The organism is Oerskovia rustica, from assembly GCF_014836555.1.
In the GTDB taxonomy this organism is placed as follows: Bacteria; Actinomycetota; Actinomycetes; order Actinomycetales; family Cellulomonadaceae; genus Oerskovia; species Oerskovia rustica.
Genome location: NZ_JACSQQ010000010.1, coordinates 86715 through 103030 on the forward strand (window position 1 = coordinate 86715; position 16316 = coordinate 103030).

The 16316-nt window shown below is 72.5% G+C and carries 7 protein-coding genes; 2 read left to right on the plus strand and 5 right to left on the minus strand.

The genetic code is table 11. The features are described 5' to 3' along the window. Nucleotides 1-37: 37 nt before the first annotated feature. The 4 genes from pulA to H9652_RS07870 all read right to left on the minus strand — a co-directional run bounded on the left by pulA (nt 38) and on the right by H9652_RS07870 (nt 12673). Nucleotides 38-6205, minus strand: a complete 6168-nt coding sequence (gene pulA / locus H9652_RS07855) for a pullulanase-type alpha-1,6-glucosidase (protein WP_191795757.1) — start codon at nt 6203-6205, stop codon at nt 38-40. A 272-nt stretch (nt 6206-6477) separates the two neighbouring features. Further along, nucleotides 6478-10110 carry an ATP-binding cassette domain-containing protein gene (locus H9652_RS07860; RefSeq protein WP_191795758.1) on the minus strand — a complete coding sequence of 1211 codons (3633 nt, stop codon included), beginning with the start codon at nt 10108-10110 and terminating at the stop codon, nt 6478-6480. Between the two features lie 147 nt (nt 10111-10257). After that, nucleotides 10258-11244 (minus strand): malate dehydrogenase, encoded by a 987-nt coding sequence (locus tag H9652_RS07865; RefSeq protein WP_191795759.1) that lies wholly within the window; start codon nt 11242-11244, stop codon nt 10258-10260. 208 nt (nt 11245-11452) lie between these two features. Beyond that, a complete protein-coding gene (locus H9652_RS07870) occupies nt 11453-12673 on the minus strand; it encodes an NADP-dependent isocitrate dehydrogenase (RefSeq protein WP_191795760.1) in 1221 nt (406 codons plus the stop codon). 372 nt (nt 12674-13045) lie between these two features. Here H9652_RS07870 and H9652_RS07875 point away from each other — a divergent pair, with 372 nt between their 5' ends. Then, complete coding sequence (locus H9652_RS07875) at nt 13046-14149, plus strand: aquaporin (RefSeq protein WP_191795761.1); 1104 nt, start codon at nt 13046-13048, stop codon at nt 14147-14149. 121 nt (nt 14150-14270) lie between these two features. Here H9652_RS07875 and H9652_RS20255 read toward each other — a convergent pair whose 3' ends face one another. After that, the gene (locus tag H9652_RS20255; protein ID WP_318244039.1) at nt 14271-14771 is read right to left on the minus strand and encodes a DUF3017 domain-containing protein; all 501 of its coding nucleotides are present in this window, start codon (nt 14769-14771) and stop codon (nt 14271-14273) included. Nucleotides 14772-14822: 51 nt separating this feature from the next. Between H9652_RS20255 and H9652_RS07885 the strand changes: the two genes are divergently transcribed. Beyond that, entirely contained in the window at nt 14823-16232 is a 1410-nt protein-coding gene (locus tag H9652_RS07885) for an NAD(P)/FAD-dependent oxidoreductase (RefSeq protein WP_318244040.1), read from the plus strand. The last annotated feature ends 84 nt before the right edge of the window (nt 16233-16316 follow it).

Genomic DNA, 16316 nt, shown 5'->3' on the forward strand with positions numbered 1-16316 from the left:
GTCTCGCGCGGGCTCCGCTCTCAGTCGTCCACGGGTGCTACCCGCAGTCGCGGGCCGCGTAGGTCGCGTCGTACGCCGTCCGGACCTCCTTGCCGCCGATCGTCGCCGTGCCCGTGACCGTGGCCGTCGCGGCGGGGACCTGCGTCTGGCGGGTCGCGAACGTCTGCTGGGCGGACTTGCCCGGCAGGACGCCCGTGAAGGTCTTCGCGCCGAACGGCGTCTCGACCCGGACCGTCGCGGGGACCGCTCCGGCGTTGACGGCGACGACCGTGACGGTCGCCCGGCCCGCGGCGCACTGGGTGCGCGCCGTGGCGGTGAGCTCGACCTTCGCGGCGCGGGGCTCGACGAGCACCGCGACCGTGCGTGCCGGGACCGTGACGGTACCGGTCGCGGCGTCCCACGTGGTCGTCCTGACGATGTCGTCGCGACCGTCGGCCTGGACCGGCGAGAGCGTGTACTGGCGGCCCACCAGGCCCGCGACCGTCTGCGTGACCGGCTCGGGCGAGGCGTTGAAGACGACGAGCGCGCCGTCGAGCTCCTTGTCCACGTCCGCCCCGACCGTGTCGTCGATGCTCATGACGATCACGCCGGGCGCCTGGCCGGTCCCCGCGTCGGGGAACGTGACCTTCTGGTTGATCAGGTCCGCGCTGCCCAGGCGGAACAGGTCCGTCGAGGACCGCAGCCGCAGCAGGTCGGCCGCGTCGTCGGCCGCCGTCTCGATGTCCTGCGCGACCGGCTTGAGCGCCGGGTTCGCGAGCAGCGGCGCCATGAGCGGCCACTTCTCGCCGTTGTCGGCCTCGAGCGGCAGGCCCCTGCCGAAGCCGTTGTCGGTCCCGGTCCAGTCGATCGCGTTGAACCAGTCGCCCGAGTCGTAGCTGTTGCGGTCGAGCGACTTGGAACGCAGCAGGTCGGTGCCCGCGTGCCACAGCGACGGTGTCTGCGACAGGGCCGTCGTGGCGAGCGAGACGTTGTTCATGCGTACCCGGTCGGCCATCGACGTGTCCGCCGGCAGCTTGAGGGTCAACAGGTCGAACAGCGTCTCGTTGTCGTGCGCGTCGACGTAGCTGATGACCTCCTCGGGCGAGTCCGCGTAGCCCGCGGGCGCGCCCCGGTAGTCGATCTCGTCTCCCCGCCGGGTCTCGCCCGTCGACGTCGTGAACGTGAAGCTGCGCAGGTTGCCCGCGAGGCCCAGACGGACCAGGTCCGTCTCGTGGCCCAGCGCTGCGAGCTCGTCGGGCGACCCGTCGTTCACGCTCTCCGGCTCCCCCGCCCGGGCGGGCTGCCCGTTCGGGTCGGTCGCGAGGCCCGTGCCGAAGCCCTGCGTGAACGTCGACGCCCCGTCGACGGGAGACCCGCCGTGGACCGCGTCGCGCAGGCGGTCGGAGAACGTGCCGATGCCCGTGCCGCCGAGCTGACCCTGCGTGGCCTGCTCGAACAGCGCGTTGTCCGCGACCTCGCCGAAGTTCCAGCCCTCGCCGTACAGGTACACGGCCTTGCCGTCCACGCCGTCCTTCTTCAGCGTGAGCTCGTCGAGCGCGGCCCGGACGTCGAGCATGTTCTGCTTCGAGTGGTGACCCATGAGGTCGAAGCGGAAGCCGTCGACCTTGTAGTCGCGGGCCCACGTGACGACCGAGTCGACCATGAGCTTGCCCGTCATGGCGTGCTCGGTCGCGAGGTTCTGGCAGCACGTGCTGGTCTCGACCGCGCCGGTCGTCGTGTTCTGGCGGTGGTAGTAGCCGGGCACGACCTTGTCCAGCACGCTCTTGGGGTCCTGGCCGCTGGCCGCGGTGTGGTTGAACACCTGGTCGAGCACGACCTGGAGCCCGGTCTGGTGCAGCGACCCGACCATGGTGCGGAACTCCGCGACGCGCGCGGCCCCCTCGGCGTCGACGGCGTAGGACCCCTCGGGCGTCGAGAAGTGCAGCGGGTCGTAGCCCCAGTTGAAGCCGTCCGTGCCCTGGATCGCGGCCACGGCCGCCTGCTGCTCGGTGCCGTCGGGCGCGAAGCCGCTCAGGTCGCCGGTCACCGACTGCGCGGACCGGTCCTCTTCAATGGTCGCGATGTCGAACGTCGGCAGCAGGTGCACCGTCGTCAGGCCCGCGTCGGCGAGCTCCGCGAGGTGCTTCATGCCGGCCGAGGCCTTCTCCCCGAACGCGAGGTACGTGCCGCGCTTGTCGGCCGGCACCGTGGCGTCGGCGATCGAGAAGTCCCGCACGTGCAGCTCGTAGATCGTCTGGTCGACGGCCCGCTCCACGACGGGAGCCTTGGTCTCCTTCCACACCTTCGGCTGCGTGGTCTTCGCGTCGAGGTCCACCACGACCGAGTGCGTCGAGTTGAGCGTGAGCCCGAGCGAGTACGGGTCGGTCACGACGTTCGTCTCGACCGTGCCCGTGGACGGGACGAAGACCTCGACCTCGTAGAGGTACCGGGCACCGACCCAGCCGAACTTCTTGTCGGCGTCCTTCCCGTCGACCGTCCACGTCCCGTCGGCCTGGCGCTCGGCAGGGAACCGCCGGGCGTCCTCGTTCTTCAGGTCTGCGGCGTCGCCCGTGCCGGGCCACGCGAGGAGCGTGACCTTGGTGGCCGTGGGGGCCCACAGCGCGAACGAGGCCCACTTGCCGTTGGTGTAGATGCTCGCACCGAGGGTGCGGTCGGCGGCGTCCTGCGCGAACAGGTCGTCCAGGACGCCGGGGAGCTGTACCCCGGTCGCCGCGGTGAGCGGTGCGTCGGCCGAGGTACCGGTCCGTTGGGCGACGAGGAGCTGACCCGTCAGGGCGGCGGTCGCCGCGTCGACGGAGATCGGCGCACCGTCGGCGCCCGTGACCCGCAGGGCCAGCGCGTCGGCGAGGGCCGGGAAGTCGGCTGCGACGTCGTCGGGCAGGCCGGCCGGGTCCAGGACCAGGGAGTACGACGACGCCCCCTCCGGAGCGACGACCGCACCGTCGGCGACGCTCAGGCCGCCCGTCGGAGCCGAGTGGAGCGTCCAGCCCAGCGTCGCCGGGTCCGCCCCGGCGAGGAGCTCGCGCGGCCACGCGACCAGGTCCTTGCTCACCCAGTGCGCCGCCTGCTGGCCCGTGCCGGGCAGCGGCGGGTCCGCGACCTCGACCGTCAGGACGTGCGTCGCCAGGACGTAGGAGAACGTCACGGCCTTGCCCTCGGACGCGCTGAACGAGTAGTTCTGGCCGTCCTTGACGCCACCGACGCCGTAGTTCTCGGCCCAGCTCATGCCGTGCGTGACCTTGCCCTCGTACGCGCCCGTGGCGAGCGCCGACGTCGTGAACGTGTAGACGCCGTCACCGTCCGGGTCGCGCAGCCACGATCCCAGGCAGTCCGGGGACCACGCGGCCGAGCATCCGAGCTGGTCCTGGAACGAGCCCGCGACCGTGATGATCGGTCCCTGAGCGGTGCTCGAGAAGTCGTGCGAGACCGGGTCCCAGTAGAAGGTCACGGGGCCGCCAGTGGTCGTGTAGGTCGCGTTGGAGCCGTCCTTCGCGCCGCCCACGCCGTAGTTGAGGTCCCACGAGCCGTTGATCGCGACCTTGTACTCGTACGTCCCGGCCGGGACGTCGAACGTGCCCGCGTAGACGCCGTCGGCGCGCTTCGTGAGCTTCGCGGCCTCGCAGCCGGGAGCCCAGTCGCCCGCGCACCCCATCTCGGAGTTGTGGCTGCCGGGGACGGTGACCAGGTCGATGTCCGTCGGGGGCTCGACGTCCTCGTCGCCGCTGACCGAGTTCCCCACGCTGGCGAACGTCGAGGCTGCCGCGCGGTCGCCGTCGGCGTCGACCGTCACGGCGCGGTACTCGACGAGCGTGCCTTTCGCCAGGTCGCTCACGTCGTGGAAGACGCGCGGCGAGGTGTCCTCGGCCGTGCCGAGACCCTGCCACTCGTCCGACCCGACGACGCGCCACGCGAAGCTGGTCTCGGACCACGCGGCGTCGTCGACGTCGGCGGCGACCGGGGCTACCCCCGTGAGGCCCGCCCCTGCGGCCGGGACCGTGACCGACACGTCACCCGAGGCCTCGACGCCGACCGTGCGGTCGGCCTTCAGGACGACCGAGCCCAGTGCCGGGACCGTGAGCGAGACCGTGCCGTCGGCACCGGCCGTGACGGGGTCACCGCCGTAGAGCGGTGCGTAGGTCGCGCCCGGCGTGAGGGTCGTGAAGCTGACCGTCTTGGCCGCGGCCGAGTTGTTGAGCCCCACGAGGTGCTCGATCTTCTCGGTGCGGTCCACGCGCGAGAACGCGTAGACGCCCGCGCCCGAGTCGGTGTAGCGCTCGATCTGGGCGCCGGTCGCGAGGGCCGGGTTGTCGGCGCGCAGCGCGGACAGCTCGGCGATGTGGGTGTAGAGCGGCGACGTGGTGTCGTAGCGGTCCTGGCTGCCCGCGGTCTCGCCCGTGACGAGCTGCTGGTCGGCGTACTCGCCGACCTGGGTCGCGAACAGCGACTGCCGTGCGTTCTTGTCCTTGCCGTCGCCCACGCCCGCGAAACCCTGCTCGTCGCCGTAGTAGACGACCGGCTGGCCGCGCGTGAGGTACATGAGGTCGTGCGCGAGCTCGTCGCGGCGCTGCGCGTCGCCCGTGGTCTGGAGCAGGTAGCCGATGCGGCCCATGTCGTGGTTGCCGAGGAACGTGGGAAGCGCCGAGGCGGAGGTGTCGGGCGTCGTGTACATGTCGTCGCTCGCGAAGAGCTGGGACAGTCCCTTGGCGCTGTTGCCGCTCGCGAAGCTCGCGGCCGAGGACTGGAACGCGAAGTCCAGCACCGAGCTCATGTCCGTCCTGCGGACGTAGGGCGAGAGCTTGGCGGCGTCGGCGTCGTAGATCTCGCCGAACATGAAGAAGTCGTCCTTGCCCTTCGAGTGGGCGTAGTCGAGGACCTCGGTGGTCCAGGTCTCCCAGAACTCGAAGTTGACGTGCTTGACCGTGTCGATGCGGAAGCCGTCGATGCCGAGGTCGACCCAGCCCTGGTAGACGTCGACGAACCCGTCGACGACGTGCGGGTTCTCGGTCATGAGGTCGTCCAGGCCGTCGAAGTCGCCGTAGGTCACGGACTCACCGGACCACGTCGAGTTGCCGCGGTTGTGGTAGAGCGTCGTGTCGTTGAGCCACGCGGGGACCTTGGCGTCCTTCGCGTCGTCGGCGACCACGGGCGTGTAGGGGAACGACGTCGCGGCGTCCATCGCGGGGAACGTGGCCTTGCCCGCGTGGTCGGCCGGGTCGAACGCGTTGCCCGCGGCGTCCTTGTACGGCACGGTCGCCTGGTCGACGTACGAGTACTGCTTCTGCTCGTTGTCGATGATGTCGGCCGTGTGGTTGGTGATGATGTCGAAGTAGACCTTGATGCCCTTGGCGTGCGCCTCGTCGATGAGCGCCTCGAGCTCGGCGTTGGTCCCCAGGTGCGGGTCGATCTGCGTGAAGTCCGTGACCCAGTAGCCGTGGTATCCCGCCGAGGCGTTCTCACCCTCGCCCTGGACCGGGTTGTTCTTGAACGACGGCGTCAGCCAGATCGCGGTGGTCCCGAGCCCCTCGATGTAGTCGAGCTGGTCGCGCAGGCCCTGGATGTCGCCACCCTGGTAGAAGCCCTTGTTCGTGGGGTCGTAGCCCGAGCGCAGCGCGCCGCCCTCGATGCCGGCCTCGTTGTTGGTCCGGTCACCGTCGGCGAAGCGGTCCGTCATGACGAAGTAGAACTGCTCGTCCGAGCCCGGCTGGCGCACGGGCGGGGTCACGATCGGCGCGTCGGTCGCCTCGTCGTACGCTCCCCCGAGCCCGACGGGCGCGAGCGAGACGCGCTTGGCGACGTCGTCGAACGTGAAGCGCAGGGTCGTGGGGCCGCCGACGACGAGCGGGATGTTGTCCGCGCCACCGTTCAGGCCGTACGCCTCGTCCCACGAGTCGTTCACGGCGACCTTGTACTCGTAGGTGCCCGCGGGCACGGTGAAGTCGGCCGCGTAGACGCCGTCGGTGCCGGTCGGCGCGAGCTCGGTCGCGGCGCAGGCCGGGTCCCAGTCGGCCGCGCAGCCGGTCTCGTCCTGGAGGCTCCCGACGAGCGCGAAGGTGCGGGCCGCACCGGCCGCGGTCGCCACGGGCCCGGTCGCCGCGTTGGCGACGGCCGTGAGGCCTGTCAGCCCGGTCAGCGCGACCGATATCGCCGCGACGGAGGCTGTGGTGCGGCGCGGTCTGGAGGACCGCCTGGGGGCAGGTGATGGCATGAGGACTCCCTTGTCGCCGGGGAGTCGGACGTGCGAACGCACCGCCGGGTGACCGAGCCTCTGCGCTCCGCGTGGTCTCCCGAGCCGGGCGCTCCCCGCCGCCGGCTGACCCAGACTGTAGCCCTTGCAGAAAGTTGCAGCAAGAGTTTGTTGTCCAGGGACGCAGAACGAGGCCGGTCGGGCGGCTCGGCTGAGCTGCCCGACCGACCTCGGCTTCGGCACTGGGTGCGACGCGACCCGACGGCGCGGCCGGGACGGGTCGACGCTGGGGGTCAGCCCGCGAGGTGCCCCCACCGCGGCGCCAGGTCGCTCCAGGGACCGACCTCCGCGATCGCGCCGTCGTGGAGCACGACGACACGGTCCGCCCGGGCCAGCGCCGCGCGCTTCGACGTCGACCCGATCACCGTGGTCCCCCGCTCGCGCAACGACGACCAGAGCTCGATCTCCGTCGCGGCGTCGAGAGCGCTCGACACGTCGTCGGCCAGCAGCAGCTCGGCGTCGGTCGCGAGCGCCCGGGCGAGCGCGAGCCGCTGCACCTGACCGCCCGAGAGCCGGACCCCGCGATGCCCCACGAGCGCACCGTGACCGCCCGCCTCGACCACGTCCCGCTCCATGCGCGCGGCCGCGACCGGACCGGTGACCTCGCGCTCGTGCCCGAGCCGCACGTTGTCGGCGAACGTCCCCGACAGCACGCGCGGGACCTGCGCGACGTGCGCGACCTGCCCCGGACGCAGGAACGTCTGCGCGTCCTCCACGTCGGTCCCGTTCCAGCGGATGTGGCCCGTGTGCTCCATGAGCCCTGCGAGGGCTGCGAGAAGGCTCGACTTGCCCGCCCCCACCTGACCGAGGAGGAGCACGAGCTCCCCGCGCTCGATCGTCAGGTCGACGCCCTGCACGCCGATCGTGCCGTCGTCGTGCAGCGCGCTCACGCCCGCCAGCTCCAGCAGCTCGAGCGCCTGCCGCGTGCCCGGGACGGGTGTGGGGGCCTCGCCCGAGAGGAGGTCGACGCCCGGGGGCAGGTCCATGAGGTCCGCCCCGGCGGCCAGCCGGCTCGTCGCACGCTGCCACGACCGCGTGCCCGGCGCCTCGGTCACGACCGCCCCAGCGACGACACCGAACCACCCGAAGCCGTTGACCGCGTTCGCGACCAGGAGCGCCGTCGCGAGGTCCCACGTGCCCGTCAGGAGCCCGGCCCACGCGGCGACGACGCCGAGCTGGATCATGACGAGCGGTACCCCGTCGAGCGCGGCCTGCACCCGGTGCTCGAAGATCGCGGCCCGCACCCGGCCCGCGTCGACCTCGTGCAGGTGCGCGTGCACCTGCGGGGTCCGGGCCGCGAGCTTGACCGAGCGCGCCGAGTCGAGCGCCGAGACCAGAGCACGCCCGAACCTGGCGCGGGCGGCCGAGGACCGTGTGGCCGACCGGCCCGCGATCGGGCGACCGAGCGCCGACGCGGCTGCCGAGACGACCATGACCGCGAGCAGCACGGCTCCCGCGAGCCACGACCGGCTGAGCAGGGCCGTGACACCCGCGATGACGAGCCCGTTGACGAAGTCGACCCAGCGGTCGGCGTACCGCACGAAGCGGTCGGCGTCCATGGCCCGCGCCACGACCTCGCCCGGCGGCGTGGAGGTGAGCCGGTGCTGGCGCGTCTGGCCCGCCATGACGGACATGCGCACACGCAGCAGGACCTCGATCCACCACCGCGGGTAGACGTACAGGGCGCGCGCGAGGCACAGGGGCGCGACCACGAGGAGCACGACGAACGGGACGAGCAGCGTGACCGGGAAGCCCTCGTCGAGCCCCTGGACGGCGTGCCCCCACAGGAAGCCCGTGACGGCCCCTTGCGCCGAGACCAGGCTCGCCACGAGGAACAGCCCGGCGCCCACGACGCCCCACGCGGGACGCACGAACAGCGCGTGCAGCACGCCGCGCGCGAGGCTGGGTCCGTCGCCCGGGTCCGCCAGGGCGGGCGGCTCACCGAGCCTGCGTCGGCCGCCGACGGCCTCCGCCGCCGGGTCACCGTCGGCGAGGTCCACCGACCCGGCGGCTACCCCGGGGACCACCGCGGCACCCTCGCCCGGGCGCGCGCCCTCGCCCTCCAGGACCTGCTCGCTGCGCCTGCCGTCGACCAGCGCCGACGACGGGTGCCCGTCCTGCGCGACGCTCGCGTCGAGCAGGTCGCGGTAGGGGCCTGCGACGCGCGCGAGCGCGGCCCGGTCGCCCTGCTGGACGACGGCGCCCCGGTCGAGCACCGCGATCAGGCCTGCACGCTCGATCGTCGTCAGACGGTGCGCGACGAGCACCCCCGTGCGCCCCGCGAGCAGCCGCTCGGAGGCGGCCACGACCCGGGCCTCGGTCAACGGGTCCATGCGCGCCGTGGCCTCGTCGAGGACGACGACCTGGACGTCGCGCACCAGGAGGCGCGCGAACGCGACGAGCTGCTCCTCCCCCGCCGACAGCGACGTCCCGCCAGGCCCGAGCAGCGTGTCGAGCCCGTCGGGCAGGCCGGCCACCCAGTCGTCGAGGCGCAGCTCGCGCACCGCATCCTCGATCGACGAGCGCGGGACGTCGGCGAACAGCGCGACGTTCTCCGCGAGCGTGCCCGCGAGGATCTCGGTCCGCTGGGTCACGACGCCGACTGCGGCGCGCAGCGCCTGCAGGTCGAGGTCGCGCACGTCGACACCTCCGAGGAACACCGAACCGTGCGGTGGCTCGACCGCCCGGGACAGCAACGACGCGAGGGTCGACTTGCCCGAACCGGTCCTGCCGACGAGAGCGACCGTCGCACCGGCGGGCACGTGCAGGCTCACGCCGTCGAGGGCGAACGTGCCCTCGGCGTAGGAGAAGTGGACGTCCCGGAGCTCGATGCCGACCGGTCCGGCGGGCACGTCGCGCCCGCCGACCGGCTCGGGGGCGACCGAGAGCATCTGCCGGATGCGCGTGAGCGCCCCGAGCCCCTCCTGGATGTCGGGCAGGTGGTGGACGAGGTTGTCGGTCTGCCCCACGAACATCGAGGTGACGAGGAACAGCGTGACGAGGCGGTCGACGCCCAGCTGGCCGTCGGCGGCGAGCGCCGCACCCGAGACCGCCACGCCCGCGAGCAGCGACGCGAGCACGAGCCCGGCCCGTCGGAGCATGCGCGACTCGACCGACAGCACGGCCTCGAAGCGGCGGTGGACCTGCGCCGACCGTTCGGCGAGCCGCCGCACCGCGAACGACTGGCCCAGGCTCGTGCGCAGGTCGTCGCGCGCGGCCACGGCCTCCTCGAACACGGCCGCGTGGTCCGTCCAGGCCGCCTCCTCGATCACCTTCCGGCGGGCGATCTCCCCGAGCATAGGACGCACGATGAGCCCGGCGACCAGGCCGAGCACGGGGAACAGGATCCACGCGGGCCACCAGGTCAGACCGGCCACGACCCACATGGGGATCACGCCGACGAGCGTGCGTCCCGCGCCCCAGGCCTGTCGGCGCACGAGCGTGCCGACAGCGTGGGTGTCGTCGTCGACGCGGTCCAGCACCTCGCCGACGGCCTGCTCGGTGAGCGTGGCCAGGGGCTGGTGCAGGGCTGCGGAGAGCAGGTCGCCGCGCAGGCGCCCCTCGGCCCGGTCGACGACCCCGGCCCAGACGACCTGCCCGACCGTGTCGAGCAGCGCTGCGCTCACGATGCACGCGGCGAGGAGCTGGAGCGTCGCCGTCGTCGGGTCGGCCGCGAGCCAGCCCGCGACGACCGTGCCGTACGCGGCGCCGACCGCACCGATCGTGAGCGCGACGAGCGCGACCACGGCCTGCGGACCGCGCAGCCGCCGCCAGTCGAGGCGGCGCGCCGGGTCCGTCGAGGTCGCGGTCAGGGAGGAGGGGGCATGGTCTGGGCCGGTCGGAGAGCCGGTGGGTGCATCGGTCATGGCCCGTCGATCCTATGGCGGGCCTCCGACGCGCACGCAGGGATTTTCCGCCGCCGAGATCGTCCGGACCGGGTGCCGGAGCCGAGGGTCGTCAGGCGACCGTGTCGGCCTGCCTGACGAACCTCGGGTCCGCCCCCCGGGACGACGTCAGATCAGACCGAGTCCCCGCACCGCGTCGCGCTCCTCGACGAGCTCCGCGACCGAGGCGTCGATGCGCTCGCGCGAGAAGTCCGAGATCTCCAGGCCCTGGACGATCTCCCACGTCCCGCCGCGCGAGACCACGGGGAACGAGGCCATGAGGCCCTCGGGGACGCCGTACGACCCGTCCGACACGATGCCCGCGCTCGTCCAGTCGCCCTCGGGCGTGCCGTTGACCCAGTCGAAGACGTGGTCGATCGCGGCGTTCGCGGCCGACGCGGCCGACGAGGCGCCGCGTGCGTCGATGATCGCCGCGCCGCGCTTGGCGACGGTCGGGATGAACTCGCCCGTGAGCCAGGCCGAGTCCGCGGCGAGCTCGGCGCCCGGGCGGCCGGCGACGTCGGCGTGGAAGAGGTCCGGGTACTGGGTGGCCGAGTGGTTGCCCCAGATGCTGACCTTGCGGACCTCGGAGACGGGCACGCCCGCGCGCTTGGCGACCTGCGTCAGCGCCCGGTTGTGGTCGAGGCGCGTCATGGCCGTGAAGCGGTCCTTCGGCACGTCGGGCGCGTTCGACGCGGCGATGAGCGCGTTGGTGTTCGCCGGGTTCCCGACGACGAGCACGCGGATGTCGTCGGCCGCTCCGGCGTTGATCGCCTCGCCCTGCGGCTTGAAGATTCCGCCGTTGGCCTCGAGGAGGTCACCGCGCTCCATGCCCGGACCGCGGGGGCGTGCCCCGACGAGCAGGCCGACGTTGGCCCCCTCGAACCCGGCGCGCGGGTCGTCGAAGATGTCGATGCCCGCCAGCAGCGGAAAGGCACAGTCGTCGAGCTCCATCGCGGTGCCTTCCGCCGCCTTCACCCCCTGGGGGATCTCGAGCAGTCGCAGGCGGACGGGCACGTCCGGTCCGAGGAGCTGACCTGCGGCGATGCGGAACAGCAGGGCGTAACCGATCTGACCGGCGGCTCCGGTCACGGTCACGTTCACGGGAGTTGTCATGGCCACACTCTGTCACAACGCCCCGGCGCTCCCCAGGGGTACTCGCGAACCTCGCCCGTGGGGCGTCGGTCACACCCGCGGGCGCCGCACGCACCCCGCACGCGGGGCCGCGCCGGGCCGTACGCGCGGCCCCGTCCCCCACCCCCGGGAACGCCCGACGGCGCCGCTCACCCCGGGAGGTGAGGCGCCGTCGGTGCGGAGAAGGGGGTCAGGCAGCCAGGCGGGCGGCCAGGTTCTCGTCGAGCGCCGCGAGGAAGTCCTCGGTCGTCAGCCACTCCTGCTCCGGGCCTACCAGGAGCGCGAGGTCCTTGGTCATCTTGCCGGACTCGACCGTCTTGATGACGACGTCCTCGAGCGTCTCGGCGAACGCCGTGACCTCGGGGGTGCCGTCGATCTTGCCGCGGTGCATGAGGCCACGGGTCCAGGCGAAGATCGACGCGATCGGGTTGGTCGACGTCGGCTTGCCCTGCTGGTGCTGGCGGTAGTGACGCGTCACGGTGCCGTGCGCTGCCTCGGCCTCGACGGTCTTGCCGTCCGGGGTCATGAGGACCGACGTCATGAGGCCGAGCGAGCCGAAGCCCTGCGCGACGGTGTCGGACTGGACGTCGCCGTCGTAGTTCTTGCAGGCCCAGACGTAGCCGCCCTCCCACTTCATGGCCGAGGCGACCATGTCGTCGATGAGGCGGTGCTCGTAGGTGAGGCCGGCAGCCTCGAACTGGTCCTTGAACTCGGCGTCGAAGACCTCCTGGAACAGGTCCTTGAACTGGCCGTCGTAGGCCTTGAGGATCGTGTTCTTGGTCGACAGGTACACCGGGTAGTTCCGCTGCAGGCCGTACGCGAACGAGGCGCGCGCGAAGTCCTTGATGGACTCGTTGAAGTTGTACATGCCCATGGCCACGCCACCGTCGTCGCCGTACGTGACGACCGTCTGCTTGATCTCTTCCGAGCCGTCGGCAGGCGTGTAGGTGAGCGTCAGGGTGCCGGCACCGGGGACCTTGAAGTTGGTCGCCTTGTACTGGTCGCCGTGGGCGTGACGGCCGATGATGATCGGCTTGTTCCAGCCCGGCACCAGGCGCGGGATGTTGGAGATGATGATGGGCTCGCGGAAGACGACGCCACCGAGGATGTTGCGGATGGTCCCGTTCGGGGAGACCCACATCTTCTTCAGGCCGAACTCCTCGACGCGTGCCTCGTCGGGGGTGATGGTCGCGCACTTGACGCCCACGTTGTACTGCTTGATCGCGTTCGCCGCGTCGATCGTCACCTGGTCGTCGGTGGCGTCGCGGTTCTCGATCGACAGGTCGTAGTACTTGAGGTCGATGTCGAGGTAGGGGTAGATGAGGCGGTCCTTGATGAACTGCCAGATGATGCGCGTCATCTCGTCACCGTCGAGCTCGACGACCGGGTTGACGACCTTGATCTTGCCCATGCGGGGGTAACTCCAACTCTGCGAGGGGAACCTGCGGCCGCCCGGGGGCTACCGGCGAGTGCCGGAACTCGCGCGCGCGAACCGTTGATGCTGACCGCCGCCCAGGGTACTCGACTTCTCGACATCAAGATACTTTCCGTCCGGTCCGGGCCGCAGGCACCCCCGGCCCGACGACGCCCCCCACCCCACGCGCCCGCCCCGCCCCTCTGGCGCGGTCGCGCTCGCGGAGTGAGACTGGTCACGAACTGATCAGCGAACTCCCAGACATCGGTGGCAGGATGCCTCCGAGATGCCGGTTCTGCACCGACCTCGCATGTTCATCCCGAACGTCCGGCCTTCCCGGACCACACACAGACACCAGACAGGAACACCATGTCCCAGGACACTTCAGCACCTGACGCAGTCGTCGTCGACGAGACGACCGTCGTGGTCGGGCCGAGCCTGCTCGCCCGGCTCGGCGCCGAAGCCTTCGGCACGTTCTTCCTCGTCCTCGCGATCCTCGGCGCAGCGCTCTACAGCGTCGGCGGCCTCGGCACGGGCACGATCGGCGTCGCTCTCGCCGGCGGCATCGCGCTCCTCGGAGGGATCGCCGCGGTCGGGCACGTCTCCGGCGGACACTTCAACCCGGCCGTGACGCTCGGCGCGGCCATCGGCGGCCGCACCGCCTGGGCCGACGTCCTCCCCTACTGGCTCGCCCAGCTCGTCGGTGGTGTCATCGCCTCCGCCGTGCTCTTCGCGACCATCCCCGCCTCCGCGCTCCCCGTGCTCCAGCAGAGCGGCCTGATCGCCGACGCGACTCAGCAGGCCTTCCTCTCCGCGACCGCCAACGGCTTCGGCGAGCACTCGCCGCTCGCGACCGCGACGAACGGCGCCTTCTCGTTCAGCGTCTGGTCCGCCCTCATCATCGAGATCGTCGCGGCCGCCATCTTCGTCGGCGTGATCCTCGGCGTCACGGACAAGCGCTCGAACTCCAAGCTCGCGCCCGTCGCGATCGGCCTGACCCTCACGGTGCTGCTGATCGTCGTCGCGCCGTTCACGAACGCCGGGCTCAACCCCGCCCGCTCGTTCGCCGCCGCGGTCTTCGCCGGTGGATGGACCTGGAGCCAGCTCTGGCTCTTCATCGTCGCGCCGCTCGCGGGCGCCGCGATCGCCGCCCTGTTCTACCGTGCGTTCGCCTTCGCTCCCGTCCAGGACGACCTCCTGGCCGAGGACGAGGTCTTCGTGGTCGACGAGGCCGCGGTCGTGTCCGAGGGCACGGGGGCTGCGGGCGCCACCGCCACTGCCGGCGCAGCGACGGCCGCCGCGGTCGCCGAGGAGGCGGCGACCCCCGCCGCAGAGGTTCCGACCGCCGTCGAGACGGTCGAGGTGACCGAGACGGTCGAGGTCGTCGAGGCTGCCGAGCCCGCAGAGGCGGACACCACCGGACCCGACGCGTCGGACGCTCAGCCGACGGACGGCACGGCCCCCAAGGCCTGACGCCGCCGCTCCACCAGGACGACGAGGCCCGGTCCGCTGCTGCGGACCGGGCCTCGTGCTGTCCGGGTTCGGACGAGCCCGTCCGGGCTCGTCCGGGCTCAGGCCGATGGCTGACGAGCCGTCAGATGTTGGGGACCGTGACGGCGAGCGTGCCCATCGCACCGGCCAAGGCGAGGTACATGATGACATCGGTCCACCGGGTGCGGACCGTGAGCCCCACGGGTCCCGGACCCGGCAGGAAGGCGCGGACACCCGCCCCGACGACGAGGATCCCGACGAGGACCAGCACCCCCGCGCGCGCGCCGACGACCAGCGTCACCGCGACCGCGAGCAGGACCCCGGCGAAGACGAGCCACATCGCGAGGTTGCTCTGCGGGGCGGGCACGACCACCGTGGCGGGTCGGTCGAGCGACTCGGTCCCGCCGTCGCCACCGGAGACGCGCGGGATCCCGGAGGGCGGGGCGACAGGCGCGAGCGGATCCCCGGACGCCGCGTGACCCTCTGCAGCGCCCCCGGTCTCCGACGCACCGTCGAGCCGGTGCCACGAGGGTGGCGCCGGCGGTCGATGCTGCGTCGGGGTGCCGTTGTACGGACCGCGCCCGGGCGCGGTGACGTCGCTCACGCTTCCCACCAGTTCACGGGTCCGAGCCTACCGCCGACTACCGTAGGGACCGTGCCCTCACCAGTCACCACTGCTGTCCTGCCGCACTCGCGGCGCCCTGCGGCCGGGTCGGTCGTCGTCGTGGGCGCGGGCCTCGCCGGCGCCCAGACCGTGGCGGCCCTGCGGGCGCACGGCTTCACGGGTCGCGTGACGATCCTCGGGGCGGAGGGGGTGCCGCCCTACGACCGTCCGCCGCTGTCGAAGGAGCTGCTCACGCGCCCGGGCCCGGCCTGGCTGACCGAGGAGATCGGGGTCGACGTCACCGTCCTGGCCGACGAGGCGCTGCTCGACGACCCTGCGGTCGACCTCGAGCCCGGCACCGGGTCCGTCACGGTCACGACCAGGTCGGGCCGACGCGTCACGGCCGACGTCGCTGTCCTCGCCCTGGGCTCCGAGCCGGTGCGCCCGCCCGGCTGGGAGGCCGCGCTCACCCTGCACACCGCCGACGACGCCGCCCACCTGCGCGAGCGCCTCACCCCCGGGACGCGCCTCGTCTCGATCGGCGCGGGCTGGATCGGTGCGGAGATCGCCGGGGTCGCCTCGAGAGCAGGGTGCGAGGTCACCGTGCTCGAGGCCGCGCAGACGCCGCTCGAGCGTCAGCTCGGTGCGGAGGTCGGCGGTCACCTGGCCCGCTGGTACGCCGACGCCGGCGCACACCTGCTCACCGGCGCCCAGGTCACCGAGGTGGGCGCCCGGTCCGTGGTGCTCGCGGACGGGCGCACGATCGAGGGCGACCTCGTCCTGGCAGCGGTGGGCGCCAGGCCCGCGACCGCGTGGCTCAAGGGCACGCTCCCCCTCGACCCGCGCGGCTCGATCCGGGTCAACAGCGCAGGGCGCGTGGCTCCCCCGACCGTCGCGGCGCCGTCGGGCACCTCGGGGCACCTGCCCCTCAAGGCGCTCCGCCGCCTGTACGCCGTGGGAGACTGCGCCACGCGCGACAACGCGGTGTTCGGGCCTGTGCCCGGCGGGCACTGGTCCGCGGCGCTGCACGACCCCGAGCCGACCGTGCGGGCCATCCTCGGCATCGACGAGATGCCCGCCGAGCCGCAGCCCGTGCGCGAGCTGCTGGGGCTGGCACCGGTCCCCCAGCACGCGCCGTACGTGTTCTCGCAGCAGCTCGGGCACGACATCGCGCTGTTCGGCACGCCCTCGCCGTTCCACGAGGTGGTCTACCGCGGCGACCCGAGCGGTGGGGCCACCGGTCACGAGGGGTGGACCGCGCTGTACCTCGAGACGGTCGCGGGGGCGCACCGCACCAACGCCGAGGGGCACCGGCTCGCGACCGTGCGCGCGATCCTCGTGGTCGACGCGCCGCGCGAGGTGGGTCAGGTGCGCAAGCTCATGAACCGCGACGTGGCGCTGCACGTGGACGTCGAGATCGCGACGGACCCCGGCCGCAGGCTGCGCGACGCGGTGGTCTGAGGCGCCCCGCTGCCGATTCCCGCTCCCCAGCCCCGCTGCCGAGCATGGGGGGGGGGGGGGGGGGGGGGGGGGGGGGGGGGGGGG

Coding starts and splice junctions, on each gene's coding strand:
- pulA (WP_191795757.1), bottom strand. CDS start 6,205: ATGCCATCACCTGCCCCCAGGCGGTCCTCCAGACCGCGCCGCACCACA.
- H9652_RS07870 (WP_191795760.1), bottom strand. CDS start 12,673: ATGGGCAAGATCAAGGTCGTCAACCCGGTCGTCGAGCTCGACGGTGAC.
- H9652_RS07865 (WP_191795759.1), bottom strand. CDS start 11,244: ATGACAACTCCCGTGAACGTGACCGTGACCGGAGCCGCCGGTCAGATC.
- H9652_RS07875 (WP_191795761.1), top strand. CDS start 13,046: ATGTCCCAGGACACTTCAGCACCTGACGCAGTCGTCGTCGACGAGACG.
- H9652_RS07860 (WP_191795758.1), bottom strand. CDS start 10,110: ATGACCGATGCACCCACCGGCTCTCCGACCGGCCCAGACCATGCCCCC.